Source organism: Acidovorax sp. (assembly GCF_046291265.1).
Lineage (GTDB): Bacteria > Pseudomonadota > Gammaproteobacteria > Burkholderiales > Burkholderiaceae_C > Acidovorax.
The window spans coordinates 57,703-81,874 of record NZ_JBKBTV010000009.1; the positions used below are offsets into that span (position 1 = coordinate 57,703).

At 60.7% G+C, this 24,172-nt stretch carries 23 protein-coding genes; 15 read left to right on the top strand and 8 right to left on the bottom strand.

The window, feature by feature from the left end; all coding sequences use genetic code 11:
- Positions 1 to 135: 135 nt before the first annotated feature.
- Positions 136 to 1,791 (top strand): methyl-accepting chemotaxis protein, encoded by a 1,656-nt coding sequence (locus ACK41V_RS05515; RefSeq protein ID WP_409778958.1) that lies wholly within the window; start codon positions 136 to 138, stop codon positions 1,789 to 1,791.
- Between the two features lie 40 nt (positions 1,792 to 1,831).
- A complete protein-coding gene (locus ACK41V_RS05520) occupies positions 1,832 to 2,035 on the top strand; it encodes a hypothetical protein (RefSeq protein ID WP_409778961.1) in 204 nt (67 codons plus the stop codon).
- A 72-nt stretch (positions 2,036 to 2,107) separates the two neighbouring features.
- On the opposite strand, the gene ACK41V_RS05525 is transcribed toward ACK41V_RS05520, so the two are convergent.
- The 4 genes from ACK41V_RS05525 to ACK41V_RS05540 all read right to left on the bottom strand — a co-directional run bounded on the left by ACK41V_RS05525 (position 2,108) and on the right by ACK41V_RS05540 (position 7,114).
- Complete coding sequence (locus tag ACK41V_RS05525) at positions 2,108 to 2,602, bottom strand: protein tyrosine phosphatase (protein WP_409778963.1); 495 nt, start codon at positions 2,600 to 2,602, stop codon at positions 2,108 to 2,110.
- Between the two features lie 124 nt (positions 2,603 to 2,726).
- The gene (locus ACK41V_RS05530; RefSeq protein ID WP_409778966.1) at positions 2,727 to 3,599 is read right to left on the bottom strand and encodes a phosphate/phosphite/phosphonate ABC transporter substrate-binding protein; all 873 of its coding nucleotides are present in this window, start codon (positions 3,597 to 3,599) and stop codon (positions 2,727 to 2,729) included.
- A 29-nt stretch (positions 3,600 to 3,628) separates the two neighbouring features.
- Positions 3,629 to 5,866 carry a putative bifunctional diguanylate cyclase/phosphodiesterase gene (locus ACK41V_RS05535; protein ID WP_409778969.1) on the bottom strand — a complete coding sequence of 746 codons (2,238 nt, stop codon included), beginning with the start codon at positions 5,864 to 5,866 and terminating at the stop codon, positions 3,629 to 3,631.
- A gap of 339 nt (positions 5,867 to 6,205) precedes the next feature.
- On the bottom strand, positions 6,206 to 7,114 hold the full coding sequence (locus tag ACK41V_RS05540) for a LysR substrate-binding domain-containing protein (RefSeq protein WP_409778972.1): 909 nt from the start codon (positions 7,112 to 7,114) through the stop codon (positions 6,206 to 6,208).
- A gap of 181 nt (positions 7,115 to 7,295) precedes the next feature.
- On the opposite strand from ACK41V_RS05540, the gene ACK41V_RS05545 reads away from it, so the two are divergent.
- The 12 genes from ACK41V_RS05545 to ACK41V_RS05600 all read left to right on the top strand — a co-directional run bounded on the left by ACK41V_RS05545 (position 7,296) and on the right by ACK41V_RS05600 (position 19,095).
- Positions 7,296 to 8,063, top strand: coding sequence for an ABC transporter permease (locus ACK41V_RS05545; RefSeq protein WP_409778975.1), 768 nt, complete (start codon positions 7,296 to 7,298; stop codon positions 8,061 to 8,063).
- Positions 8,060 to 9,088 carry an ABC transporter ATP-binding protein gene (locus tag ACK41V_RS05550; protein WP_409778977.1) on the top strand — a complete coding sequence of 343 codons (1,029 nt, stop codon included), beginning with the start codon at positions 8,060 to 8,062 and terminating at the stop codon, positions 9,086 to 9,088. The genes ACK41V_RS05545 and ACK41V_RS05550 overlap by 4 nt, the downstream gene beginning before the upstream one ends.
- 37 nt (positions 9,089 to 9,125) lie before the next feature.
- Entirely contained in the window at positions 9,126 to 10,217 is a 1,092-nt protein-coding gene (locus ACK41V_RS05555; protein WP_409778980.1) for an extracellular solute-binding protein, read from the top strand.
- 10 nt (positions 10,218 to 10,227) lie between these two features.
- Positions 10,228 to 11,049 carry an ABC transporter permease gene (locus tag ACK41V_RS05560; protein ID WP_409778983.1) on the top strand — a complete coding sequence of 274 codons (822 nt, stop codon included), beginning with the start codon at positions 10,228 to 10,230 and terminating at the stop codon, positions 11,047 to 11,049.
- A complete protein-coding gene (locus ACK41V_RS05565) occupies positions 11,000 to 11,572 on the top strand; it encodes a TIGR00725 family protein (RefSeq protein ID WP_409778986.1) in 573 nt (190 codons plus the stop codon). The genes ACK41V_RS05560 and ACK41V_RS05565 overlap by 50 nt, the downstream gene beginning before the upstream one ends.
- 458 nt (positions 11,573 to 12,030) lie before the next feature.
- Entirely contained in the window at positions 12,031 to 13,200 is a 1,170-nt protein-coding gene (locus ACK41V_RS05570; RefSeq protein ID WP_409778989.1) for an esterase-like activity of phytase family protein, read from the top strand.
- Positions 13,201 to 13,527: 327 nt separating this feature from the next.
- Positions 13,528 to 14,616, top strand: a complete 1,089-nt coding sequence (locus ACK41V_RS05575) for a substrate-binding domain-containing protein (protein WP_409778992.1) — start codon at positions 13,528 to 13,530, stop codon at positions 14,614 to 14,616.
- Positions 14,617 to 14,659: 43 nt separating this feature from the next.
- A complete protein-coding gene (locus tag ACK41V_RS05580; protein ID WP_409778994.1) occupies positions 14,660 to 15,673 on the top strand; it encodes an extracellular solute-binding protein in 1,014 nt (337 codons plus the stop codon).
- Complete coding sequence (locus tag ACK41V_RS05585) at positions 15,673 to 16,491, top strand: ABC transporter permease (protein ID WP_409778997.1); 819 nt, start codon at positions 15,673 to 15,675, stop codon at positions 16,489 to 16,491. Before ACK41V_RS05580 ends, ACK41V_RS05585 begins: the two co-directional genes overlap by 1 nt.
- Positions 16,488 to 17,315, top strand: a complete 828-nt coding sequence (locus tag ACK41V_RS05590; protein ID WP_409779000.1) for an ABC transporter permease — start codon at positions 16,488 to 16,490, stop codon at positions 17,313 to 17,315. The genes ACK41V_RS05585 and ACK41V_RS05590 overlap by 4 nt, the downstream gene beginning before the upstream one ends.
- Positions 17,312 to 18,283, top strand: coding sequence for an ABC transporter ATP-binding protein (locus ACK41V_RS05595; protein ID WP_409779003.1), 972 nt, complete (start codon positions 17,312 to 17,314; stop codon positions 18,281 to 18,283). The genes ACK41V_RS05590 and ACK41V_RS05595 overlap by 4 nt, the downstream gene beginning before the upstream one ends.
- Positions 18,277 to 19,095, top strand: a complete 819-nt coding sequence (locus tag ACK41V_RS05600) for a phosphodiesterase (protein ID WP_409779005.1) — start codon at positions 18,277 to 18,279, stop codon at positions 19,093 to 19,095. The genes ACK41V_RS05595 and ACK41V_RS05600 overlap by 7 nt, the downstream gene beginning before the upstream one ends.
- Positions 19,096 to 19,143: 48 nt before the next feature.
- Here the strand turns inward: ACK41V_RS05600 and ACK41V_RS05605 are convergent, their stop codons facing one another.
- Entirely contained in the window at positions 19,144 to 20,040 is an 897-nt protein-coding gene (locus tag ACK41V_RS05605; protein WP_409779008.1) for a LysR family transcriptional regulator, read from the bottom strand.
- A gap of 108 nt (positions 20,041 to 20,148) precedes the next feature.
- Here ACK41V_RS05605 and ACK41V_RS05610 point away from each other — a divergent pair, with 108 nt between their 5' ends.
- Positions 20,149 to 21,186, top strand: coding sequence for a Kelch repeat-containing protein (locus ACK41V_RS05610; RefSeq protein ID WP_409779011.1), 1,038 nt, complete (start codon positions 20,149 to 20,151; stop codon positions 21,184 to 21,186).
- A 461-nt stretch (positions 21,187 to 21,647) separates the two neighbouring features.
- Here the strand turns inward: ACK41V_RS05610 and ACK41V_RS05615 are convergent, their stop codons facing one another.
- From ACK41V_RS05615 to ACK41V_RS05625, 3 genes are read right to left on the bottom strand one after another with little or no spacing between them, the layout of a single operon-like run.
- Positions 21,648 to 22,904 carry a phosphoribosylamine--glycine ligase gene (locus tag ACK41V_RS05615; protein WP_409779088.1) on the bottom strand — a complete coding sequence of 419 codons (1,257 nt, stop codon included), beginning with the start codon at positions 22,902 to 22,904 and terminating at the stop codon, positions 21,648 to 21,650.
- A 38-nt stretch (positions 22,905 to 22,942) separates the two neighbouring features.
- Positions 22,943 to 23,896, bottom strand: coding sequence for a methyltransferase (locus tag ACK41V_RS05620; protein ID WP_409779014.1), 954 nt, complete (start codon positions 23,894 to 23,896; stop codon positions 22,943 to 22,945).
- Positions 23,897 to 23,903: 7 nt separating this feature from the next.
- Positions 23,904 to 24,122 (bottom strand): hypothetical protein, encoded by a 219-nt coding sequence (locus ACK41V_RS05625; protein WP_409779016.1) that lies wholly within the window; start codon positions 24,120 to 24,122, stop codon positions 23,904 to 23,906.
- Positions 24,123 to 24,172: the final 50 nt, after the last annotated feature.

Below are 24,172 nucleotides of genomic sequence, written 5' to 3' on the forward strand. Positions count from 1 at the left end.
CAATTTGCCCTTGCTTCTTCAAAACTACTTGTAGAGTCAAGGACTTACTCACCGTCACGGCATTGTCATTTGAAACAATTAGTATCTTTGGACGTTTAATAGGCGCTTACGGTGTCTCCAAAGAGAGATTTTCAAATGCTTCAAAAGATGAAAATTGGCACCAGGCTGGCCCTGGCGTTTGCGTTGCTGTTGCTTCTGATCTCGGCACTGGCCACCGGCGGGATCAGCGGCGCGAAGCGCTTGACGGAGCGAAGTGCGGCACTCTACGAGGATCGGACAGTGCCCATGGGAGTGCTTGCGGAGATCAGTCACCTGACCCAACGCAACCGTGTGCTGGTCATGGATATGCTGATGGACCCAGGCACCAGCAATCTCCAATCCAGCCATGCTGCGCTCAGCGCGAACGTGGAGCGCATCCGTGCTTTGTGGAAGGCGTACACCGCCCATCCGCTCGGTAGTGAAGAGCAAGCACTCGCCAAGGCCTTTGCCGATGTCAATGCAACCTATCTAGACAGTGGGCTGATTCCAGCGGCCGGGGCGCTGATAGGCGGCAAGTACGACGATGGCTCCGAACTCTATATCAACCAGATCCGGCCCAACGCCGCCAAGGTCCAGGACGCCATTGAGAAGCTGGTCGCATTGCAGATCAATGTGGCTGCCGCTGAGTTTGGCGCGGCCCGGCAACTCAGCGAATCTATCCATGTCTGGATGCTGGCAGCCACCGCGTTGGCCTTGATCGTCGGCGCTGCGATGGCGTGGGTGATCACCCGCTCCATCTCACGGCCTCTGCGTCAAGCTGTGGACTTGGCCCGCCGAGTGGCTGGTGGCGATCTGGGTGCGCAGTTCGAGGTTCGGGGTACCGACGAAACAGCAGACTTGCTAAAAGCTCTTCGTGAAATGAACCAGCAGCTCGTACGGGTGATCACAGAGGTCCGCGAAAGTACCGAGACGGTGGCAAGGGAAGCGGTGCAGATTGCGGTCGGGACAGAGGATTTGGCCCGCCGTACTGAAGTGCAGGCGTCTAATCTTCAAGAAACTGCCGCTTCAATGGAGCAGCTCACCATTACGGTGCAGCACAACACGGACAACGCAGGTCGCGCGACCCAGCTTGCTCACGAGGCTAGCAAAGTGGCAAACGACGGCGGAAGTGTGATGCGAGAAGTGATTGCGACCATGGAGGAGATCAACCTCCAGTCGCGCAAGATATCCGACATCATCAAGGTGATCGACGACATCGCGTTCCAGACCAATTTGCTAGCCCTCAATGCCGCGGTAGAGGCGGCGCGAGCGGGTGAACAAGGGCGCGGCTTCGCCGTTGTAGCCGGTGAAGTGCGAGGGCTTTCGCAGCGCAGCAGTACAGCCGCTCGGGAAATTCGAGGCCTGATATCAGCTAGTGTGCGCGGTGTCGAGCGTGGCTCGACATTGGTGGTGCAGGCTGGAGAACGTGTCGCGAACACTGTATTGCACGTGAATCAGGTAGTGGCCCTCATCAGCGAAATCAAAGACGCTGGCCAAGAACAGGCCCGTGGTATTGCCCAAATCGGCGAAGCCGTGCGGCAACTGGACACCGCCACGCAGCAGAACGCAGCCTTGGTGGATGACAGCTCATCGGCCTCGACGGGTATGAAAAATCAGGTGAAACGGCTTTTGGAGGTGATCCACCATTTCAAGCTGGCTCCCGATGATCAGGGCTCCGAAGACCTACAAAAGTTGCAGCAGGCCACTGGATCGCCGGTCCTGGTAGCTCTCGCAGGGGGGCCGCGCAAGCAGCTAACCCTCGACATGCAGTAGACGAAACGAAGCATCACCTCTTGCAGACGATACAGCCGCTATGAACCGCACCGATGTCCTGATCGCAATTGCAGAATTGGCACGAACAGGAGGCGGGTCGGAACCCGAAGATGCGATATCCCAGCTCGCCATCATCATTGACGGCCTGGAGTTGTCAAACAGCGGTTCAGAGCATGTGATGGAAATGCTCCTGCGCATTGCGGCTTGCCTGTGGAACCTGCAGCAAGAGCGTATGCGGCTATGAGTGCGCCCCCAACTAGCTAAAAACGGCTCTGCAACTTCCACCAGGGCGAGGGACGCTACGCGCCGGACATGATCACATGTACGCTAGGTCTCGCAGGTCACTCCTGAGCTCGCTGCGATGCTTCACCTTCGCATGCAAGCTCACCAAGAGTTCAATGCGCCTTTGCAAGGAGAGAAGAACCTGCTCGGCACGCCGTTCTCTGTTGACCACAGGTGTCAACGTCCAAAGAAGTGGCGGGTAGCTCCAGAGTGCCAACTCGGGCTGTGACGCCCAGGCTGGGTGCTCGCTGGCTGTTTCAGCATCGAGTGAGATGACAAAGTCCATCCGAGTCGGTCCAGATACGCGAAACAGATCCCAGCTTTTGGGACTAAGTCGCGCGATGGGCATCCCTGCGCGATGCAAGACTTCCAGGGCAACCGGACTGACTGTGGGAGCAAGGCGTCCAGGCATACCACACGAATAAGCGTTGAAGCGCCCTTTACTCACATGGCGAAGACAAGCCTCGGCGAGTTGGCTGCGCAACGCGTTTTCTACGGATACAAACAGGACATTGGGCACCGGACTCATACGCAAACGTTAGAAGGAGAATCGTGTGTGGGGGTTTGGGAGTGCCACTTAGGCATGCGTTCTGCGTTCAGTTTTGCACATCCCGCATTTCGCTGCAGCCCACAAGGACAAGCAACCCTTGTGCCTAGGGGCGACGACCAGAAACAAGCTCACGGATGGACAGGTAGTCAGCATCCGTCACAGGAACGAAACGCTTGCCGCCCAACTCATCAAACATTGGCTTGAAGGCCGGGTAGGAGCCGAAGAAGACCGCCCGGATCTTGTCAGCCACTGGTTTGCACAAGTTGGTGCGATACACAAATGGATCAGAGGGAACATCGGGGGATTGCCACAGCACACGCAGATCGCTTGTCGATTTTGGTGCACGCTGGTTGTACTCTTCCAATCTGGTGCTGGACACAAATGCGGCGGCCACCAAGCCCTTGTGGACCGCCTCCAGCGCCCGGAGGTGAGAACCGGCGTAGGTGACCCGGCTAAAGTAGGTCTCCATGGTCTGGCCTGTGAGTTTCTGGATCGCCTGTATCGGTAGCAGTGCCCCAGACGTGCTGAGAGGGTCGGTCAAACTCAGCGTCTTTCCGCGCAGGTCTGCTACGGACTTAGCGTTCGTATCTTTGCGCACCACCAGCACGGATCTATAAGTGGCTGGCTTCAATGGTGCCGCCTGTTCCGCATTAGAGAGTGCCGCAAATGCGGTTATGGAAGGCTGCCGCTCCATCAACAAGGCGTAGGATGCGGGGCCCAGTTCAGCCAAGTCGATGTGGGCTGTGTAAAGCCCCTCGACCACTGCTCCGTACGAATTGCTGCGGACGAGCTCTACACGACGTTCCAGAACTCGCTCCAGTTCTTTGATCAAAGGACCGTAGGTCTGCTGCTGCCGATCCACACCCGATTTCGGTACGGCCGCGAAGTGAATAGTGCGCGGGTCATCACAGGACTGCGCCTGGGCTGCTATCGGGATGAGCACTGCAAGGCCTACCTTGCAAAGGCGGCTGACCACCAACGAATTTAGGTGGGTACAAGCAGTTTTCATTGCGGCAAAAGAGTTCGCTGTTGCATTAATTTGAGTACGTCTTCGGGCGGCAGTGGACGACTGAGGAAATAGCCTTGGACTTCGTCGCACCCAGCTGTCTTGAGCTGCACCAGTTGGTCAAGCAGCTCTACGCCTTCCGCAATCACCTTCATGTTCAGACTATGGGCCAGAGTGATCATGGAAGTCACAATCACTCCGACTTCTTTGCTGGTCCGGATCTCGTTGATGAACGAGCGGTCGATCTTCAGATGACTGATCGGCAATTCTCGAACTTGGCTCAGGTTTGAGTAGCCGGTACCGAAGTCATCCAGACCGATCAATACGCCCATTTCGTGCAGTTCATTAAGTACCTGTTGGGCCATCTCCATCGGCTCCACCAGCGAGCTTTCGGTGATTTCGATCTCTATCTCTTTCGCACCGATGCCATGTTTTTCGAGTAGCTTTTCTACTTGGCCAGGCAAGCTGGCGTCACGCAGTTGTCTTGGAGAGAGGTTGAAGGCGACCGGCATCAAATCCACGCCCAAGGCCTTCCATTCGGCTTGCTGCGCACAGCATGCCTGCATCACCCAATAGCCCAGAGGAATGATTAACCCAGTTTCCTCAGCAACGGGAATGAACTCGCCGGGGTGAATGAGGCCCAGCTCAGGATGCGTCCATCGGACAAGCGCTTCGAGACCCACGATCCTGAAGTCCGCCAGCCGAACCTTCGGCTGGAAGTGCAGAACAAGCTGACCGCTGTCTATCGCCTTCAGCAATTCACCCTGAAATCTCAATGCACGGTCTTCGAGCGGTCTGAGGGAAGCGTCGTAGTACGCATAGCATCCGCGCCCGCGTCGCTTGGCCATATACATTGCCGAGTCTGCGTTTCGGCACAGAGTCACCACATCGTGCCCATCGCGTGGAAACATAGCGATGCCCATGCTGGGACTGGTCTGGACGTTGTGGCCTTCGATCTCGTTGTAAGGCTGACTGAGCTGAAGCAGCAGCTTCTTTGCAATGGCGTCGATGGACTCTGCGGAGTCCAGTTCGGTGAGCAGCACAGCAAACTCATCACCACCCATTCGGCCGATGATGTCCGCACCGCGCAACCCGTTCGCGAGGCGCTCCGCCACAGCCTGCAACAGCCGATCACCCACGTGGTGACCCAACGTATCGTTGATCAGCTTGAATTTGTCGAGGTCAAGGTATATCAACGCATAGTGCTTGCGGCTTCTGCGGGCAACTTCCAGGTGGCTGGCCGCCAGCTCATTGAACATGCGCCTGTTATTCAGTCCTGTGAGGTGGTCGAACGATGCCAGAGCCACAGCGCGCGCTTTCTCCTCTGTGAGCTGGGCAATGAGTGAGCGATTTTCGTTATCGGCGCCGACCAGAGCCGAAAAGAGCAGTTGCTGCCTTTTGAAGCCGCGCACCAGGCCCCATGTGGCGATGCCCAGTATGCTAGCCAATACGGCAATGGAACCCCAGACACGCGCGCTGCTACGCACATGGCTTGCGCGCACCTCTGACAACTCTTTGCTCACAGCAACGATGAAGGGCGACCGCTCTACCCGTCGCACGCTGGAAACGTGTTGCCCGTCACCATGAAGATCGACGACAAGATTACTGTCTTTTCCTGCTTTGGCGGCGGCAGCGAACTCCGCAAACTTTTGAGTCTGAAGCCTGTGGGTCAAACCTTCAGATCGTGCCTCCGCCAATTCGGTACCGTCTTCCCCAAGTATGTGAATGACGCCGCTGCGCCCGATATCGATATTTCGATAGAGACTGAGGAAATACCCCATATCGAGCGTGATGAGGAGAAACCCCTTACTCACACCCATCTCGTCAGCCACGGGGAAAAGGACAGGTGTCGCCCACCGGCGTTCCTGCAGGCCGGACGTTGGCAACACCGCCAAAGTCTGCTTGGGAGATCGAGCACTACCTAAAAGTAGGGACTGCAGGTCCTCCAAGCGTGGGGCGTTGCCGCCTGTAGGGGAAGAGCTGTAGACCAGTTCGAGGGATGTGTTGTAGAGCGAAAAATTCAGGAATATCTGATCGATTGCCAAGATGTTTGCAAGGCGTTGCTCGGCTTCCTCCAGATCTCCACCAAGCCATGACTCTGCCACCACGGCGACCGTGCGACCTCTGTCCATCACCTGCGACAAATTCTCCGAGATGATGGTCGCCAGACTTTGGTGCTGCGCCTGGGCGTTGGCTTCCAGCAGCTGCTCTTCCGCTTGCAAGCGCTGCCAGGTCAAAAAGCAAATCAAGAAAACCGCACTACCTGCGATTGCTATGCTGGCCCACTGGATTCGTTGCCAGATATCCCCTTTTGAGAATGCACGTCCCGCGAAACTGTCTGTTGAAAAATACTTCCGCACGCGACGCAGCCCTACTGTTGAGTAACACTGTGATTGTCGCGATAGAAACAAAATGTTTCGTGACAGTTTTATTTCACTGCGATGATTTCAGAAGAGGTCGGATGCCCGCACTTCCGGTCTCAACAAACGGACCAATTGCACCCTAGGTCGGCTGCGCTGCGGGAGACGCCTTTGCGTCTGGGAGTGGTACGAAGTTGAGCTGTGGATTGGACACGCTCAACCCCCCGCCCCCCGCGACTGCTCACCCTCTTCCAGCAGCCACGCGCGAAACGCGGTGAAGCCGGGCAGGTCGAGACGGTCAGGCCGATAGCAAAGGTAGTGGCCCTGGTCTACCCGGATAGCGCTGCCGCAGGGGCTCAACAGCGAACCTTCGGAAAATTCCTGTTGCACCAAGAGCGCGGGCACAAGCCCAATGCCAAGGCCGTTCAAGGCGGCTTGGATCAATGCTGAATACTGGGCAAAACGCGGGCCTGCAAGGGTCTGAACCTCGGGTATCCCATGCTGCGTAGCCCATTGCCTCCAGGCGGTGGGTGCTCCCTCATGGTGCAGCAAGGTGTGACCCAGGAGGTCGGTCGGTTGAGCGATGCGGTGGCGCCCCTCGATCAGGCTGCGCGCCACGATGAGCACAAACTCGCGCCCCGCGATGTATTCCGACACCACGCCCGGCCAGCCGTCGGGGCCGTAGCGGATGGCAGCGTCCACCCCGGCCGGTATGCCGTCGCTGGGCTCCAGGTGGCGGCTGAAGCTGAGCATCACGTGGCGGCTCTTCTGGCTGAAGTCGGGCAGGCGGGGGATCAGCCATTTGGTCAGGAAGGTGGGCACGCTGGCCAGCGTGAGCAGGCCAGCACCCGCATCACCCGAACGGGCCTCAAAAGTGGCGGCCTCGATGGCGCGCAGGCCGCCCGAAATTTTCTGCCAGTACACACGCCCCTGAGGCGTGAGCTCCACGCCGCGCCCGCTCTTTTGCAGCAGTTGGCGGCCCAGAAAGGCCTCCAGCCCCGCGATCTGCTTGCTGACCGCACTGGCCGTGATGCACAGCGCGCCCGAGGCGAGGGTGATGCTCTCGTGGCGGGCCACGGCGTCGAAGGCCAGCAGCTCCTGAATGGTGGGGCAGTCGCGTTTCATATCCGGGGTTGATGAAAGCTGTGTGAAAAACGTTTTCCAATTGCTCAAGTGTCCTCATCCAGGTTTCACCCATCAATGGCAGAGTTCTCCCTAGAATTTGTCTGGTGCTGCGGGCCTGTCCGCTGCAAACAGTAGCGTATCCGGAAAGTGTTCCGGGCGGCAACGGTATCGGAGACAAACGGTGGTTCGCGGCATTTCACTCATCTACGGCCTGTATTTGCTGCTGCCCATAGCGCTGCTGATGGTCGGCAGCGTGGGCGGCAACTGGACCAACACGCTGCTGCCCACGGGCATAACCGGCCAGTGGTACCTAGACCTGTGGCAGGACACTTCGTTTCGCAAAGCCTTCGTGAGCAGTCTGGTGGTGGCCATGGCCGCCTGCGCCATCAACACCGTGCTGGCCCTGCCGCTGGCCTATGCGCTGCACCACGGCGCACGGCGTGGTGGTGGGCTGGCGGCGCGCGTCGTGAGCGCCATGCCCGTGGCAGTGCCGGCCATCACCCTGGCCTTTGGCTACATGGCGGTGTTCAACACCGACCTGGCGCCATGGCTCGGCTCCATGCCGCTCTTGATCGCGGCGCACGCCATCCTCACGCTGCCCTACCTCACCAACACGCTGCTGACCGATCTGCGCCACCTGGACCTTGGCCGGCTCGAACAGGCGGCGGCCACGCTGGGCGCCTCGGGCTGGCAGCAGTTCAGCGGCATCGTGCTGCCCAGCCTGCGCCAGAGCCTGATCAGCGGGCTGGTGATGGTGGCCGCCATCTCGGTGGGCGAGTTCGGTGTCTCCAACCTGCTCACCAGCTTTCAGAACCGCACTTACCCGGTCGTGCTGCTGCAGGCCTTCTACGGCGCCACGGGCTTTGCCTGCGCCGCCACGGTGATCTTGCTGGTGCTGGCCGGCGCATCGGCCCTCCTGTCCTCCTCTTTGGTAAAGCAACGCCCATGAGCCTCGTCCTCGACAACGTCAGCTACCACTACCCGGGCAGTGCGCACGGCCTGCACGATGTGTCGCTGCAGGTGCGCACCGGCGAACTGGTGGCGGTGATCGGGCCCAGCGGCTCGGGCAAATCCACGCTGCTCCAGCTGGTGTCGGGGCTCACCACCGGCCACACGGGCCACATCGCCTTCGATGGCAAGGATATGTCGCGCACACCGGTACACGAGCGCCGCATGGGCATGGTGTTCCAGAGCTATGCGCTGTTTCCGCACCTGTCGGTGCTCGACAACGTGGCCTACGGCCTCAAGCTGCGCAAGGTGGGCGTGGCCGAGCGCCACCGGCGAGCGCAGGAACTGCTCGACATCGTGGGTCTGGGTGCCCATGCGGAGCGTGGCGTTGCCCAGCTCTCGGGCGGGCAGCAGCAGCGCGTGGCATTGGCACGCGCATTGGCCATCGATCCGCTGGCCCTGTTGCTCGACGAGCCGCTGTCGGCGCTGGATGCCAGCGTGCGTGGCCACTTGCGTGACGAGATCCGTTCCATCCAGCAGCGCTTCAACGCCACCACACTGTTGGTCACACACGACCAGGAAGAAGCGCTGGTGATGGCCGACCGCGTTGCCATGCTCAAGGACGGCCGATTGCTGCAGTTCGCCACCCCGCGCGAAATCTACGAGCACCCAGCCAACCGCGCAGTGGCAGAGTTCGTGGGGCTGTCGACCATCCTGCCTGCCAAAGTGGCATCGCCAGGTCGACTAGACCTCGGGTTTGCTGAGCTTCTGGCAGATACGGGCAGCCGCGTTGCAGGCGCCGAAGTGCATGTTCTGGTGCGGCCAGAACACATCCGGCCCGACCCGCCACCGGATGGCGTGAACCATTTGCAAGGGCGCACGGGTGCACAGCGCTACCTGGGTGCGCTCACGCGCTACGACTTCGAAGTCCAGGGCGCTAGCAGGCCTTTCCTTGCTGAATCGCCTGTTCCGGCAGCGCAAGCGATTGCCATCGCGCCGGAGCACATCCGCTTGCTCGACCACTGATTTCATCATTTCCATCCCAACCCACTGAGGAGCCTCCATGCAACGCAGACAACTGATCCAGGCCGCAGGTGCACTGCCCGCACTATCATTCGCCACGCTCGCCGCCCGCAGCGCTTTTGCCTTCGATGGCCCCGAACTCTATGCTGGCGAGAAGGCACTGTACGCAGAGGCGCAGAAAGAAGGCCTGTGCGTCTCCTTCGACACGGGCCCCGAATGGGCCAACTGGAAGTCACTGTTCCGCGACTTCAAGAAACGCTACCCCGAGATCGAGCTGACCTACAACGACATCGGCTCGGCGGCCACCGTGGTGGCGCTGGATAAGACCAGGCGCCGCCCGCAGGCCGACACCGCCTACTACTTCGCCGCGTCGGCCTTGGACGCCGCGAAGAAGGACGTGGTGGCCCCCTTCAAGCCCGTCAACTTCGACAAGCTGCCGCCGGTGTTCCGCGAGGCCGATGGCCGCTGGTTCACCATCCACACGCTCAACATCGCCTTCCTGGTGAACAAGAAGCTTGTGAAGAACGTGCCCACCGGCTGGGCAGACCTGCTCAAGCCCGAGTTCAAGAACACGGTGGTCTACCTGGACCCGCGGTCCACCGGCATCGGCCAGGTGCTGACCTTTGCCGCAGCCTACGCCAACGGTGGCAACGTGGACAACGTGCAACCCGGCACCGACTACCTGGGCAAGCTGCATGCGGTCGGCAACGTGCTGCGCGTGGAGGGCACCACGCCCTACGCCAAGTTCCTGAAGGGCGAGATTCCGGTCTGGATCAGCTACGAGAACGATGGCCTCAAGGCCAAGCATGTCGATGGCATGGGCGATGCGGTCGAGGTGGTGATCCCCAAGGAGGCCAGCGTGGCCGCGCCCTATGCGATCAGCCTAGTCAAGAACGGCCCCAACCCCAATGCCGGCAAGCTCTGGCTCAACTTCATCATGAGCGAGGCCGGGCAGTCGCTGTTCGCCCAGGGCTTCGTGCGCCCCGCCGTACCGGGCACGCCGCTGTCCGCCGACGTGGCTGCCAAGATGCCGGCCGCACCGCAGATTCGTCCGCTCGACGTGGTCAAGGCCTCCGAGCGCAAGGCCGAGGTAGACCGCCTCTGGGCCCTGGCTGCGCTGGGCAACAAGTAGGCGTGCCGGCATGCGACGCTTCGGTGCCTGGCCCGCATGGGCCTTCATGGCGCTCTTTTTTGCAGTGCCGCTGGCAGCCCTGCTGCCCGAGGCTTTCGGCGATGGCGGCAGCGCCTTCGCGCGCCTGTTCGGCAACCCGCTGTTCCTCGGTGCGTTGCGCAACACGCTGGTACTGGGGCTGGCGACGGGCTCTGTGTCGGCGCTGGTGGGCACCTGCATCGCGATCGAGCTGGCGCGCCAGAGTGCGCCCCGTCGCCAGTGGATGATGACGTTGCTGGGCCTGCCGCTGGCTTTTTCGGGGCTGGTGATTGCCTATGGCTTCATCCTGGCCTTTGGCCGGGCAGGTTTCGTCACGCAGTTGCTGGCGGGCCTGGGCGGCGACCCGGCGGTCATCGGCGGCTGGATCTACAGCGTCTCGGGCCTGGGTGTGGCCTATGCCTACTACCTGATTCCGCGCGTGGCGCTGTCGCTGTATCCGGTGTTTGCCAACCTCGACCTGCGGCCTTCGCAGGCCGCGCGCACGCTGGGTGCATCGCGCGCGAGGGCGTTTTGGGACACGGTGGTGCCAGAGGTGCTGCCCTCGGTACTGTCCAATGCCTGCATGGTGGCCGCGATTGCGATGGGCACGTATGGCACGGCGTTGGCTCTGGTGGGCACGCAGCTCAACATCCTGCCGCTGATGCTGCTGGCTCAGGTCAGCGATGGTGGGTCGGATTTTGCGGTGGCAGCGGCCTTGTCGCTGGTGCTGATGGTGGTGTGTGTGGTGGTAATGGGAGTGGGTGATGTCTTTACGCGAAGTCGCGAGCGGGGTGCCGTTGGTGCCGGTCATTGAGGAGCTGTCGGCATCGGTCACACAGGCGCTGCAGCGCCTAGCCTTCAAACAAAAGGGGCCATCGCGCCACCGCCAGCCGGTGGCCGTGATCGGGCCGGGCGATGCAGGGGCGGCCGAGTGCGCTGCCGCTTACGCCGTGGCGCATGCGCTGGCGGGAGCCGGTATGGTGGTGATCTGTGGCGGGCGCGGTGGCGTCATGGCGGCCGCATCGCGTGGGGCCTGCGAGGCCGGAGGGATTGCCGTGGGCATCCTGCCCGAGGACGATGACTCCCAGGCAAACGAGTGGCTGAGCGTGGCGGTGCCCACCGGCATGGGGGAGATGCGCAATGCCATCATCGCGCGCAGTGGTGTCTGCCTGGTGGCCATCGGCAGCAACTTGGGCACACTGTCGGAGATGGCAATGGGCCTCAAGTGGGGTAAGCCGGTCTTCGTCATGCATGGGGATATAGAACTGCCCGGAGCGATCCAAGCGCTCAATGTCGATGACATGCTTGCGAAGGTATTGGTTAGGCTACTCGGTTGAGGCGCACACAGCAATGCGCTCAGCCAACGGCTGGAAAATGGCAGATATCACGGTCCAAGTGCTAGTCGCCCCCGCATGGAATGACGGCGATGGTTTGGAAGCTGCCCAACCACAATGGACAGGTTCATTGCAATTCGTCAAAAGACTACTGAGCAGGATTCTCCGAGCATCTTCTAAAAGCGACTTGGTGGGTGGGGTGCACTTGCGCCGATTGCATCCGCAATCCTGCTGATTTCCTTGGAGAATTGACCCGGCAACTCCCATTCGCGACGCTAAGCTGGCGTGGGCAAGCTGATCTGCCCCACGCAGGCTGGGCTTGCCCGTGGAACGGCAAAGACGTGCCTGATCGGCTTCTGATAGCAAAAGTCGCCCTGTGTTTTTCTTGAGTGTCACGCCCTTGACGCGCTCGCCGCCCATGCTCCCGTGCTTTCTTCATCATCCGCAGAAAGACACTCAACATGGGCTTCGCACTCAACTCCTTCTGGCGCCGCTTGGCCGCCGCCTCTACCCTCATCGCACTGACGGTCACCCTGACCGCATGCGGTGGCAGCGACGATGAAAACAAGACCGGCGAATTCCGCGTCGCCTCGCTCAAATTGATCGGCGCAGCCTCCATCCCCACCGGTACGCTGTTTGAGGGCGTGGAGTTTGGTGGCATCTCGGGGCTTGACCAAGCCACGGACGGCAGCTACTGGGCAATCTCGGATGATCGGGGCGGCGAGCGTGGCACGCCCCGCTTCTACAACCTGAGCATCGACTATGCAGCCACTGGCTCCGTCACAGTCAAGGTCAACCGCCAGATGTACATGCAACGCGAGGATGGCGCCCCCTTCCCTGCAACGGCGCGAACAGTGGACCCGGAGGCGATTCGTTTGGCACCCAATGGCAACCTGTATTGGTCGTCCGAGGGCAACTGGGGCACGACAGCTGCCACCTTGTTTCAGCCATTTGTGCGGGAGATGACCACTGCAGGCAAGTTCGTGCGCGAGTTCAAGATGCCAGCGATCTACAACTACGTGGACAACACCACCATGGGAGCGCGCAGCAACAAGCTCTTTGAGGCGCTGACCGTGGCGCACGATGGCACTGTTTTCGTGGCCAATGAGGATGCGCTGATCCAGGACGGCCCGCTCACCACCGTGCAGGCCGGCAGCGTGGTGCGCGTCACGGCACTCGACCCAGCCACAGGTGCAGCCAAGGCACAGTATGCCTACCAGTTGCCAAAGATTCCGGTGGATGCACCGGCCGGAGCGCCGTTCGGTCCGGACAATGGTTTGTCGGATTTCCTGGCCATCGGCAACAAGAAGTTCATCGCGGTAGAGCGGGCCTTTGCCTCCGGTATCGGCAACACCATCCGCCTGGTGCAGACCGAGATCACCGATGGCACGACCAACGTGATCAACATGGCCAGTCTCGCGGGCGCAGCAACCTACACGCCCATGAACCGTAAGCTATTGCTGGAGATGCCGATCACCTACGAGGGTTTGAAGCTCGACAACATTGAGGCTATCACCTGGGGAAAGACCCTGCCCAATGGCCACCGCACCATCGTGCTGGCGGCGGACAACAACTTCACCGCCAATACACAGGCCAATCAGTTCATCGCCTTCGAGGTCATTCCAGACTGACTGGGTGCACAGACAGGACTGCGCGGCAGAGATCGCAACCGCCAGAGTGCTTCCCGCCAATTAGTCCGCGGCCCGCTACCTGTCCATACGCGCGGACAGCGGCGGTCGATTTGACTTTGGTCGATCCCCCAAAACCCCCGTGTCCATGATTTTCTGGTGCGGGGGCACTAACGCTGGCGATACCGCCCCAATCTTCACTCCCTGCGGATGGGGGTAGAAAATTTGACCCGCTTTGTGCCGTTGGTCTAAAACAGCTGTGTCGGCGTCACAGTGGTGTCACGCGCAGCGCCAATGATGTAAACGTTTCCACAACGATTGCATTCAGGCATGCCGAACCCCCGACCGTCAGGTGACTGCTCCATCGCCAAGGCACCGACTATCAAAGAGGTGGCCGCTGCAGCGGGAGTTTCGGTTGCGACCGTATCGCGGGCGCTCAACGCCAGTGGCGCAGTGCACGGCACAACCTCGGCGAACGTCCTGGCCGTGGCGAGGCAACTTGGGTTCCGCCCCAATCTCATGGGTCGAAACCTGCGCGCCACCCGCACGCGCACGCTCGGCGTGATGCTGCCGACACTCAATCACCCGGTATTCGCCGAATGTCTGCAGGGCATCGAGACGCAAGCGCAGTCGCACCAACAGGTCATCGCCGTAAGCACCACGGGATACCAGGTCGATGCGGAGGAACGAGCCAGCGAGCGCCTGCTACAGCAACGCGTGGACGGACTGATCCTCACAGTGGCGGACGCTGCTCACAGCTCGGTGCTGGACAAGCTCGATGCCGAAGGGGTCCCTTATGTATTGGTGTTCAACCAGCCTGGTGGAACACAGCCATCCCTGGCTGCGCGCCCTTTTGTCAGTGTCGATAACTTTCTGGCGGGCAGACAGATGGTGGAGCACCTTCTTTCTCTGGGTCACCAGCGCGTGCACATGCTTGCTGGACAGTTTCAGCAGTCTGATCGTTCTCTCCAGCGTTTTCTGGGCTACCAAGCGGCCATGAGCGCCGCAGGTCTTCCCTGGAGTGAGCCTCTGGAGGTCCCCTTCACCACCTGCGACACACGCAGCGAACTTCAGGGCCTGCTGGGTCGGCGCTCACCGCCCACGGCGCTTTTCTGCTCCACCGACCAGCTGGCCATGACGGTCATCCGTGACCTGCGTGACTTGGGCTTACGCGTCCCAGAACAGGTCAGTGTCGCCGGTTTTGATGGCGTGCAGGTGGGCGAATGGTTGAGTCCTGTGCTGACCACGGTGGTGCAGCCCACCGCCGAGATTGGACGTGCAGCGGTCGATCTTCTGCTGCAGTTGATTGCCGGTGAGCGCTACTTGGGTCCCGCCCTGCTGCATCACACGCTGCGCCTGGGAGGCACTGCCTCGCAGCGCGCTCAGCAACACCAGGCAGGTTCCGTTCCTCCCCCTTGACCGAAAACCCCGCAACCCTTCCTCAATGCAAAAGGAAACTCTGATGATGAATCGCCGCGATCTCCTCCTGGCTGCTGCTGCAGTTGGCACCAGTGCTGCCTTGCCAGCGTTTGCCCAGTCTTCACGGGCCATCTGCTACAACTGTCCGCCCGAATGGGCTGACTGGGGCGGCATGCTGCGCATGGTCAATCAGCGTCTGGGCATCCAGGTGCCACCGGACAACAAGAACTCCGGCCAGTCACTCGCGGCCTTGATTGCAGAAAAAGCCAAGCCCGTGGCGGACATCGTGTACCTGGGAGGACAAGTGGGCCCCCAAGCCAAGGCGGCCGGCGTCATCGAGGCCTACAAGCCCAAGCGCTGGGCTGACATTCCAGCGTCTCTGAAGGACGCAGAGGGAAGCTGGTTCACGATCCACTCCGGCACCCTGGGCTTCTTTGTGAATACGCAGGCACTGCGTGGCAAGCCCGTTCCTCGCAGCTGGGCCGACCTTCTCAAGCCCGACTACAAAGGCCTGGTGGGCTACCTCAACCCCGGCAGCGCAGCGGTGGGCCAGGTGGGCGTGATTTCCGCCAACCTGGCGCTGGGCGGCAGCTATGAGAACCTGGACCCCGGCATCAAGTTCTTCAAACAACTGCAAGCCAACAACCCCATCGTTCCGACGCAGACGGCCTATGCACGCGTGTTGTCGGGAGAGATTCCGATCCTCATCGACTACGACTTCAACGCCTACCGCGGACAGTACGGCGACCAAGCGCCCACTGTTTTCGTGATCCCGCAGGAAGGCACGCAGCAGTTGCCTTACGTGATGGGCTTGGTCAAGAACGGACCCAATCCCGAGCAGGGCAAGAAGCTGCTTGACTTCGTGCTCTCGGACGAAGGCCAAAGCCATTGGGCCAATGCCTATCTGCGCCCCGTGTTCTCGGCAGCCATGTCGGCAGATGTCAAAAAGCGCTTCTTGCCTGATACGGAATACCAGCGTGCCCAGGCGATCGATGTGCAGAAGCTGTCCTTGGCTTCCAAGGCCATTGGCGAGCGCTACCAAAAGGAAGTGGGCTGATGAAATCGGACCGCGCCTGGCTGCTGGGACTGATGCTTCCATGCGCGGCCGTCTTTCTGGTGTTCTTCGCGATTCCTCTGACGCGGTTACTGTTGATCGGGGGAAGTGGGGAGCTGGGATGGGCAGCCTACAGTGCAGCATTCACAGAGCCGCGCTACCTGCGCAGCATGGTCTCCACCGTAGTGCTGTCAGCCCTCGTCACGCTGACCACGCTCGTGATCTCTGCCATCGCAGGGGTTTTCCTGGCACGCCATGAGTTTGCCGGTCGCCAGGTGCTCACGGCGATGCTGACCCTGCCACTGGCTTTCCCGGGTGTCGTCATCGGTTTCATGGTCATCATGCTGGGAGGCCGGCAGGGACTCATTCCATTGGCCACAGAGTTGCTCATCGGTGAACGCCTGGTGTTCGCCTATTCCATGGCGGGCCTCTTTGTGGGGTACATCTACTTTTCCATCCCCCGCACCATCCTCACGGTGATGGCTGCGGCAGAGAAGCTGGATCCACAGTTGGTAGAGGCTGCCCGGTCCTTGGGCGCTTCGCACTGCCGCATCTTGCGCGATGTGCTCATTCCTGGGCTCAAACCTGCACTCCTGGCAGCAGGAGCCATTTGCTTCGCAACATCGATGGGAGCCTTTGGTACAGCCTTCACGCTGGCTACCCGCATCGATGTACTTCCCATGATCATCTATACCGAATTCACGCTGCAGGCCAATATCGCCATGGCGGCAGCACTCTCGTTCGCCCTAGGCCTGCTGACTTGGACAGCCCTGGCGTTTGCCCGAACACTCACAGGCAACAGCGTTGCCGCAGCCGCATGACGCAGTCACCAAATACGCCTGCGTTCAACGCTCCGCGCGTAGGCCGTACTCCACTATTCTGGGCACTGCTCGCGTTCACTGGGTGCGTAGCAGCCTTCCTGATCGTGCCAGTGATCCTGTCGGTGCTCACCGGGCTGACCAACAACCAATTCGTGGGATTGTCCAGCGGGCTGACGTTCAAGTGGGTAGCCAAGGTCTGGACAGACTACCAAAGCAGCCTGTGGCTATCCATGGGTATCGCCATCGCTTGCCTTGCCTGCACTTTGGTACTGGGGGTGCCTGCGGCATACGTACTCTCTCGAACCCAGGGGCGACTAGCTCGGACCATTGAGGAACTGCTCATGCTACCCGTGGCCCTTCCTGGGCTCGCAACGGGACTGGCACTCATCGTCACGTATGGTGCCGTGGGAGAGTTTCGGACGCATTGGACTTTCGTGCTCGTGGGCCATGTGCTTTTCACGCTGCCATTCATGGTTCGGTCGGTCCTTGCCGTGCTGTTATCGGTGGATATGCACACGCTGGAGGAAGGCGCACGAAGCCTGGGTGCATCGTTTTGCCAGCGCTTCTTTGGAGTAGTCCTGCCCAACTGTCGCTCCGGCATCCTTGCGGGAGCGCTCATGGTGCTGACGCTGTCCATCGGCGAGTTCAACATGACGCTGCTGCTGCACACCCCACTGACGCAAACACTGCCCGTGGGCTTGGCTGACGCATATGCCTCCTTGCGCATCGAGGTAGGCAGCGCCTACACGATCGTTTTCTTCATGATGATTGTTCCGCTGCTGATTGCATTGCAGCTGGCGGGTGCAAAGAAAGCCTCCCCATGAATTTGAGCCACCAGGATCCCGGAGTCCGTGTGCGCCTTCACGCCTGCACCAAAACCTACAAACAGCAACGGGTGCTGGAGCCGACCGATCTTCAGATCGAGGCCGGCGAAACGCTGGTGCTTCTCGGTCCCTCGGGTTGCGGCAAGACGACCACGTTGCGCATCATTGCGGGACTGGAGTCGCCCGATACGGGGGTTGTGCACTTCAACGATGACGACGTGACACACCTGCCCATCGAGCAGCGCAATGTGGGCATGGTCTTCCAGAGCTATGCATTGTTTCCCAACATGACAGTACAAGAGAACATTGCCTACGGACTCAAGGTGCGGAGCATGCCGAGCGCTGATCGCGACATCCGTGTCAAGGAGATGCTGGCCATGATGCACATTGAGTCGCTGGCCACACGCCAAATCAACCAATTGTCAGGCGGGCAAAAGCAGCGGGTGGCATTGGCCCGCGCCATCGCGCCGCGCCCGCGTGTTCTGCTACTGGATGAGCCCCTCACGGCGTTGGATGCGCGTCTGCGTGAAACGCTGCGCTCGGACATCAATGCACTGCTGCGCAGCCTAGGCATCACCACTGTTTACGTAACGCATGACCAGGCGGAGGCCATGGCCTTGGGGGACCGTATTGCCGTGATGGATCGGGGGCGAATCTCGCAGATCGGCACTCCAAAACAGATCTACTTCAATCCGGCCAACGCATTTGTGGCAGATTTCATAGGCACACTGAATGTGGTTGGCAGCCTGCGCTTTCGGCCCGAAGACGCTGTACTGGTACCTGCGGCGCTGGCGGATTTGCAAGGCACCGTTGTCTCCTGCCTATTCCTGGGTGATCACCACCGTGTCCAGGTCCGTTTGCAGGGAGGTGAGGAAGTCATCCTGAAGTTGCCACCCCGGACTTCGCTGTCGCAAGGACAGGCAGTGGGCTTGCGGGTGGACGCATTTTCTGAGAGCACCCTATGCTGATCGCGCAGCTTTCAGACATGCATATCAAGGCCAACGGAAAGCTTGCCTACGGCGTGGTTGATACAGCGGGTCTGCTTCGTGAGTGCGTGACTGACATCGTGGGTCTGGCCACTCCACCCGACGTGATTCTCATCACTGGCGATCTCGTTGACTATGGCCGTCCAGAAGAGTACGCATTGCTCAATGAACTACTGGCCCCACTCACCATGCCGATGTACCTCGTCGCTGGCAATCATGACGAGCGAACAGCGCTGCGAAAGGCCTTCAATGGACCTCGCTTCGACTACCTTTCGCAGGCGACGGAGTTCTTGCAGTACGCCGTGGACTTGGGGCCACTGCGGCTACTTGTGCTCGACACGGTGGTCCCTGACGAGGGGCGTGGGCAACTGTGCGACAGAAGATTGGCCTGGCTAGACGCGCGTCTTGCAGAAGACAGTCGCCCCACGGTTATTGCCATGCACCACCCTCCATTTGCAACCGGCATTGCACACATGGATGCAGTCGGATTGGAAGGCGCCGATGCCTTGGAAAAGATTCTGCTCAAGTACAGGCATGTCGAGCGTGTCGTGTGCGGCCACCTGCATCGGTCCATTCAGTGCCGTTTTGGAGGCACGGTTGCATCCACTTGCCCGAGTTCCGCCCACCAGGTGGTGCTTGATCTGAGCCCAGAGGGGCCCGACTGCTTCGTGATGGAGCCACCCGGCTACCAGCTACATACGTGGCTGGGAGGGAGGCTCGTGACGCACACCTGCGTTGTAGGGAGTTTCGCGGGGCCTTACAGGTTCCGAAAGGGCGGTTTGCTTATAGATTAGGTCGTCGTAGACACCGGAAGAGTTGGCCGAGAATCCATGAAACGCATGTCAATTCTCTGCCCGCCCCTTCTCCCGAGCGAGATCGATGAATGTGCGCAACGCCGCTGAAAGATACCGCTGCCGCGGGTAGTAAAGGTACGGGGCGCCGATGCCCGGCGACCAGGTCTCGAGCAACCGCACAAGACAGCCTTCGGCGATTTCCCGCTCTACATACTTCTCGTGCACGTATGCCAAGCCTCCGCCCGCTAACGCGGCATTCACCGCAATCTGCGCATCGTTGACGACGATACGCCCCGGGGGCAACTCGACCTTTGCCGTGCGCCGCTGAAAGGCCCACGTCTGCAGGGAACCTCCCGGAAAGCTCCGTCGAATGCATTCGTGCCTGACGAGGTCGCGAGGCGTGAGCGGAGGTTCCCGCCTGTCTAGATAGTCCGGTGATGCAACGATCGCGTAGCGCTGAGCATTCCCGATGCGTACAGCCACCATATCTTGGGGCACGTCATTTCCGAAGCGCACGCCCGCGTCAAAGCCTTCGAGCACGATGTCCTGCAAGGCAGCCTCGGCCACGATTTCGATCGCGACGTCTGGATGGTCGCGTGTAAAACGTGCGGCTAGCGGCGCCAGAAGAAACTGCGCAATGGGTGCGGGCGCATTGATGCGCAGGGAACCGATCGGCGTGCCGCGGTGGAGGTTGACTCGCTCGACCGCGTCCTGAATCTGTCTTAGACCAGGCTCCAGGCTGGCGAGCAACTCAGCACCGGCGGCGGTTGGTGCGACGCTGCGCGTGGTGCGCCGTAGGAGCACCACACCGAGCTGGTCCTCTAGCTTGCGCATTCCTTGACTCGCCATCGACGTTGAGACTTTCCGCTCCGCCGCTGCGCGCCCAAAGTTGCCGTGCCGGGCGATGGCCGCGAACAGTTCAAGCTCAGGCAACAGGGATCGCATTGGCATTGTTCACTCTGGGTTAATAGCTCTTCCTTGATTATGTAGCTAGTCGCTTTGGCACATCCCTCATAGCATCGACTTAACTCATCGAACATGAAGGAGAGACCCATGAACATCACCTTTCACCAACTGCGTCAATTCGCGGTTTCTCTGGCAGCAGTGGCGTTGGTCACGACACCTGTTCTCGTGCGAGCGCAATCCGCAGGCGTTTGGAGCAAGGCAGCTCCCGCTGGTGTGGCCCGGCAGGAGCTGTACCCAGAGGTACTTAACGGTCGCATTTATGTGGCGGGAGGTTTGCTCAGTCCGAATACTGGCTATTCAGCGCACTTCGAGGCCTACGATCCTGCGGCGGACCGGTGGACACGCTTGGCCACGCTGCCTCAAGCCCGGCACCACATCGCTTTGACCGCCGCAGATGGTCTGCTCTACGGCATTGGCGGTTTCAGTGGCGGTTTTCCAAACTGGCAGGCGCAATCTGAGGTGTTTGTGTACGACGCGAATGCCGATCTCTGGCGCAGCGGAGTTGCGATGACCCAACCCCGAGCGGAAGGAGTCACCGCTGCGGTGAACGGCAAGATCTATGTATTTGGCGGCAGAGTGCGTGCCAATAGCGACGCGAACCATTTCAACGACCATGTCGACACGAAGCTTGCCGAAATGTTCGATCCCTCCTCTGGCAAGTGGTCACGGCTGCCGGACGCCCCCAGCGCGCGGAACAGCGCGGGCGGTGCTGTGATCAACGGAAAGATCTATATCGTCGGCGGGCGCCAGGCCCTCAAGCAACCTGACGGCAGCTTGCGCCAATTAAACGTCGCGAGTCTAGAGGTCTTTGACCCCGCAACGCTCAAATGGGAGGTCCGCGCGCCAATGCCGCAGGCTCAGGGCGGTCTAGCTGCTGCTGCTCAGGATGGCAAGTTGTATGTCTTTGGAGGGGAGCAATGGGTCCCTGAGCAGAAAGTGTTTGCTGAGAGCTGGGTCTACGACCCGCAAAGCGACCGATGGAGCTCTGTGTCGCCATTGCCCACGCCCCGACACGGCCTGGGCGCCGCCGCCATCGGAAATCGCATTCACGTGTTCGGCGGCGGTTTGGGCGTAGGTGGCAACGCTGCCACTGCTACGCACGAGGTTCTAGTTCTGGCGCCTTGACCGAATGACCAACCGCCCAACCAGTGCAATGCGTCCGGTCGTGGAAGACTCCAATGCAGAGATTGCAGATTTCCGCTGCTAGCAGGCAAATATCCGGTTCAGGCTGGTTGCTGACGCTCAACCCGCGGTCGTTGAACGACTGCTGCGCTCAAGACCTGAACTGCGCGACAGCGCAAGGGGTGCGGTCTATTGACTCTTTACGCTCCTGCGCCGGCGGGAGATGGTTGTCCAGGTGATCATAAAGAAGGGCATGGAGATTGCCGGGGGCGCACTGGTGCGGGGCGCTGTGGCTGAGTTGCGGGGAACTGCGGGTTCGGAACAGGCGCGTTTCTGCGGAGTGAGGTACACGGCGTGTTATGGATAAGTATCACCCTGCATTGGGATAATGCTCCAGCAGGCGTGGGTTGCCTCCTAGGGCACGTGGCCATGGCACCGTCCGCTGGAAATGCCCGTCCACGCGCCTATAGGTAGCCCCAGCGCCGTAGTTGGCCAAGGCTTTCTTCACCCACCCGCGCACCGATGTCGTTGCGGTAGCGCAGGTTCGGCACGTAGACCTTGCGCGCTATTTCCAGCGCGTTGGCGCGCGCCGCCTTCACGGTAGGCGCACAGCCGGTGGCGACACCCAGGTAGCCGCAGGTGCCGCTTGTGATGAGAGAGTCTTGGTGCATCTCTACCTCCGCAAAGGCGATGGCCGCACGCTCAGCCGGTGACAGGCCTTCGTCCAGTATCACGGGTATGCCCTTGGAAAGTTCTTCGTATCCGTGCGTGTAGGGGAACGGGGGAACGGTCAGCACGATGCCTACCGCAAAACCCGGTGCCGTGTCGAAGCGCAAGCCTGATTGGCGATGCATTTTCAGAAAGATGTCTTCCCATGGTTCGCGGTGCAGGCGTTCGCAGATGGCGTAGCCTGGGTAGCCAAAGCGGCTGGTGAACTCCAGGGGCCACAGCCCCTGCACGTTGGCCATCAGGTTTACGTTGATGTAGCCACAGTAGCCGCTATCGCGCAGCACGGCCGCCAGGGGGTTGAGGACTTGGTCGCGCAGCTTGCCGCTACCGTCGTAGCTAACAACCGTGCCCATTTCGCCCGTCAGTTCGCCCAATTCACCCGGAAAAAAGCGCTTGTGCTCGAAGTCGATGCACGCCGTTTCCAGGAACTCGACGCCATTGAAGTACCCGCCCACGCCGATCTCGATGCCCTCGATGTACTCCATGAGCACGAAGTCGGGGGGCGACTCGGGCGCTTCGTGCGCGGCGTAGAAATCCAGCAGCGCGGTTAGGTCGCTGCTATCGTCCTTCTGGGCGATGTAATTCCTGGTGCGCGGGCTGCCCGCCCCGTTGAACTTGAGGACGAAGCGCTGCCGCCTGGAGGCAAGAAACTCCGACGCCTGGCGGTAAGAGGTGAATGAATGGCTTGGAGCGGTGCGCAGGCCGGCTTGCCTCAGCACGGACTGGCCATACTCGCGCTCTGCCTCCAGGCGGTCGCCCAATGCGCTTCCGCCGATGACCTGAAAACCGTCCGCACGGAGGGCGTCCTGCAACGCCCCATGGTTGGCCGTCTCGAAGAGTATGAGGCCAGCGGGCCCGGCCTGCCGGACCCACCCGAGTTCCTGTTGCCAATCGTCTGTGCGAGTGAGCATGCCGGAAAACACCCCATGACTGGCCGTGTCGCTCACGAACACCCGGACCTCATGGCCGCGGGCCTGCATGCCGCCGTACATCGCAGCCAAGTCATTACTCTCACCAATGCCCAGAATCCTCATGCCACCGGCCGTTGCACCAAGAGTCCGACGGCGGCGATCCGATATACCTGAGCATATTCGGGCCGATCAAGCTCTTCGCCAAAGACATCGGGATCGATTTCCCGTCGCGTGAACGAGCATCCCATGCGTGCCCCAACGTCAGCGGCCCATTCGGAAAAGGGGTCCACCCCCCGCACCACGGCGCAGCCCGTGTAGAGGATGAGGCGGCCACCAGGGCGAAGGCGTGCGATGGACTGTTCCAAGATTCGTTGCGAGAGCCCATCGCCAAAGTCACCGCCGCCGTGCCGGTAGATGCGCTTGTCAGTATCCACCAGGTAGGGCGGGTTCGAAACGATGAGGTCGAAGTCGCCCGCGACGCACTGGAACAGGTCGGACTGGACAAAGGTGCAGGACTTCATTTGTGTGAGGCGGGCATTGGCCCGCGCCAGCGCCAAGGCCCTGGGATTGATGTCCGCAAGCACCAGCTCCTGGACACTGTCCTCGGCAGCCCTCGCCGCCACGATACCGCCCGCCCCTCCTCCGCAACCCATGTCCAGCACACGGCTCATCGCCCCCAGCGGGCGCACGGTCAGTTCCGAATCGATCAGGGCCGCAAACCGGTAGGTATCGGGGCCGAAGAAGACCGCGTCTTCCTCCGCAGTGGGAAAGCCCGAGTGGACATACAGGTCAGAGGCCAGGCTGCTGAAGCGCACCGTGCTCTTGTAAAGGCCATCCTCCAGCTGGGCAATGAACTGCGCTGAGCACAGTTTCTTCACCAGCGGCGGCGCCAGCAGCGCGCCATCGAACGGCAGGTTCCAGCCGAAAGCGTCGCGCAAATCATGGGCAGGTAGATCACCTCGGTTACACAACACCCGCTGGTGCGTCAACGGGGTGACCGTGGTGAACTCGTACTGTATAGATTGAAGGTAGCCGCCCAATTCAAAGAGCGCGAGGGAGCATTGTTCGTCCACGGCGTGCTTAGCCCCCTCGGGATGCGAAGACCTCAAGCCGGTTGCCCAGGGATTGGACGAGGTCGTTGTCCGGGCCATCACCGGTCGGTGGCGGCACGTTGACAGGGTAACCCGCGTCATCTTGCTCCACCAAGCCTACGGCCGCACAGGCACCGTACGCAACCAGGGTCAGGCCGGCACCAATAAAGTACACGGCTTGAGTCGTGTTGGGAATGCGCTGCAGCATGGCGACCTCCAAAAATCTTGAGTGTTACCAGCCATCATGCGCTCGGGCTT

Excerpts from the sequence above, each read along its gene's own strand:
- ACK41V_RS05515 (WP_409778958.1), top strand. The coding sequence starts at position 136 with ATGCTTCAAAAGATGAAAATTGGCACCAGGCTGGCCCTGGCGTTTGCG.
- ACK41V_RS05520 (WP_409778961.1), top strand. The coding sequence starts at position 1,832 with ATGAACCGCACCGATGTCCTGATCGCAATTGCAGAATTGGCACGAACA.
- ACK41V_RS05525 (WP_409778963.1), bottom strand. The coding sequence starts at position 2,602 with ATGAGTCCGGTGCCCAATGTCCTGTTTGTATCCGTAGAAAACGCGTTG.
- ACK41V_RS05540 (WP_409778972.1), bottom strand. The coding sequence starts at position 7,114 with ATGAAACGCGACTGCCCCACCATTCAGGAGCTGCTGGCCTTCGACGCC.
- ACK41V_RS05550 (WP_409778977.1), top strand. The coding sequence starts at position 8,060 with ATGAGCCTCGTCCTCGACAACGTCAGCTACCACTACCCGGGCAGTGCG.
- ACK41V_RS05555 (WP_409778980.1), top strand. The coding sequence starts at position 9,126 with ATGCAACGCAGACAACTGATCCAGGCCGCAGGTGCACTGCCCGCACTA.
- ACK41V_RS05560 (WP_409778983.1), top strand. The coding sequence starts at position 10,228 with ATGCGACGCTTCGGTGCCTGGCCCGCATGGGCCTTCATGGCGCTCTTT.
- ACK41V_RS05565 (WP_409778986.1), top strand. The coding sequence starts at position 11,000 with ATGTCTTTACGCGAAGTCGCGAGCGGGGTGCCGTTGGTGCCGGTCATT.
- ACK41V_RS05570 (WP_409778989.1), top strand. The coding sequence starts at position 12,031 with ATGGGCTTCGCACTCAACTCCTTCTGGCGCCGCTTGGCCGCCGCCTCT.
- ACK41V_RS05575 (WP_409778992.1), top strand. The coding sequence starts at position 13,528 with ATGCCGAACCCCCGACCGTCAGGTGACTGCTCCATCGCCAAGGCACCG.
- ACK41V_RS05580 (WP_409778994.1), top strand. The coding sequence starts at position 14,660 with ATGATGAATCGCCGCGATCTCCTCCTGGCTGCTGCTGCAGTTGGCACC.
- ACK41V_RS05585 (WP_409778997.1), top strand. The coding sequence starts at position 15,673 with ATGAAATCGGACCGCGCCTGGCTGCTGGGACTGATGCTTCCATGCGCG.
- ACK41V_RS05590 (WP_409779000.1), top strand. The coding sequence starts at position 16,488 with ATGACGCAGTCACCAAATACGCCTGCGTTCAACGCTCCGCGCGTAGGC.
- ACK41V_RS05595 (WP_409779003.1), top strand. The coding sequence starts at position 17,312 with ATGAATTTGAGCCACCAGGATCCCGGAGTCCGTGTGCGCCTTCACGCC.
- ACK41V_RS05600 (WP_409779005.1), top strand. The coding sequence starts at position 18,277 with ATGCTGATCGCGCAGCTTTCAGACATGCATATCAAGGCCAACGGAAAG.
- ACK41V_RS05605 (WP_409779008.1), bottom strand. The coding sequence starts at position 20,040 with ATGCGATCCCTGTTGCCTGAGCTTGAACTGTTCGCGGCCATCGCCCGG.
- ACK41V_RS05610 (WP_409779011.1), top strand. The coding sequence starts at position 20,149 with ATGAACATCACCTTTCACCAACTGCGTCAATTCGCGGTTTCTCTGGCA.
- ACK41V_RS05615 (WP_409779088.1), bottom strand. The coding sequence starts at position 22,904 with ATGTACGGCGGCATGCAGGCCCGCGGCCATGAGGTCCGGGTGTTCGTG.
- ACK41V_RS05625 (WP_409779016.1), bottom strand. The coding sequence starts at position 24,122 with ATGCTGCAGCGCATTCCCAACACGACTCAAGCCGTGTACTTTATTGGT.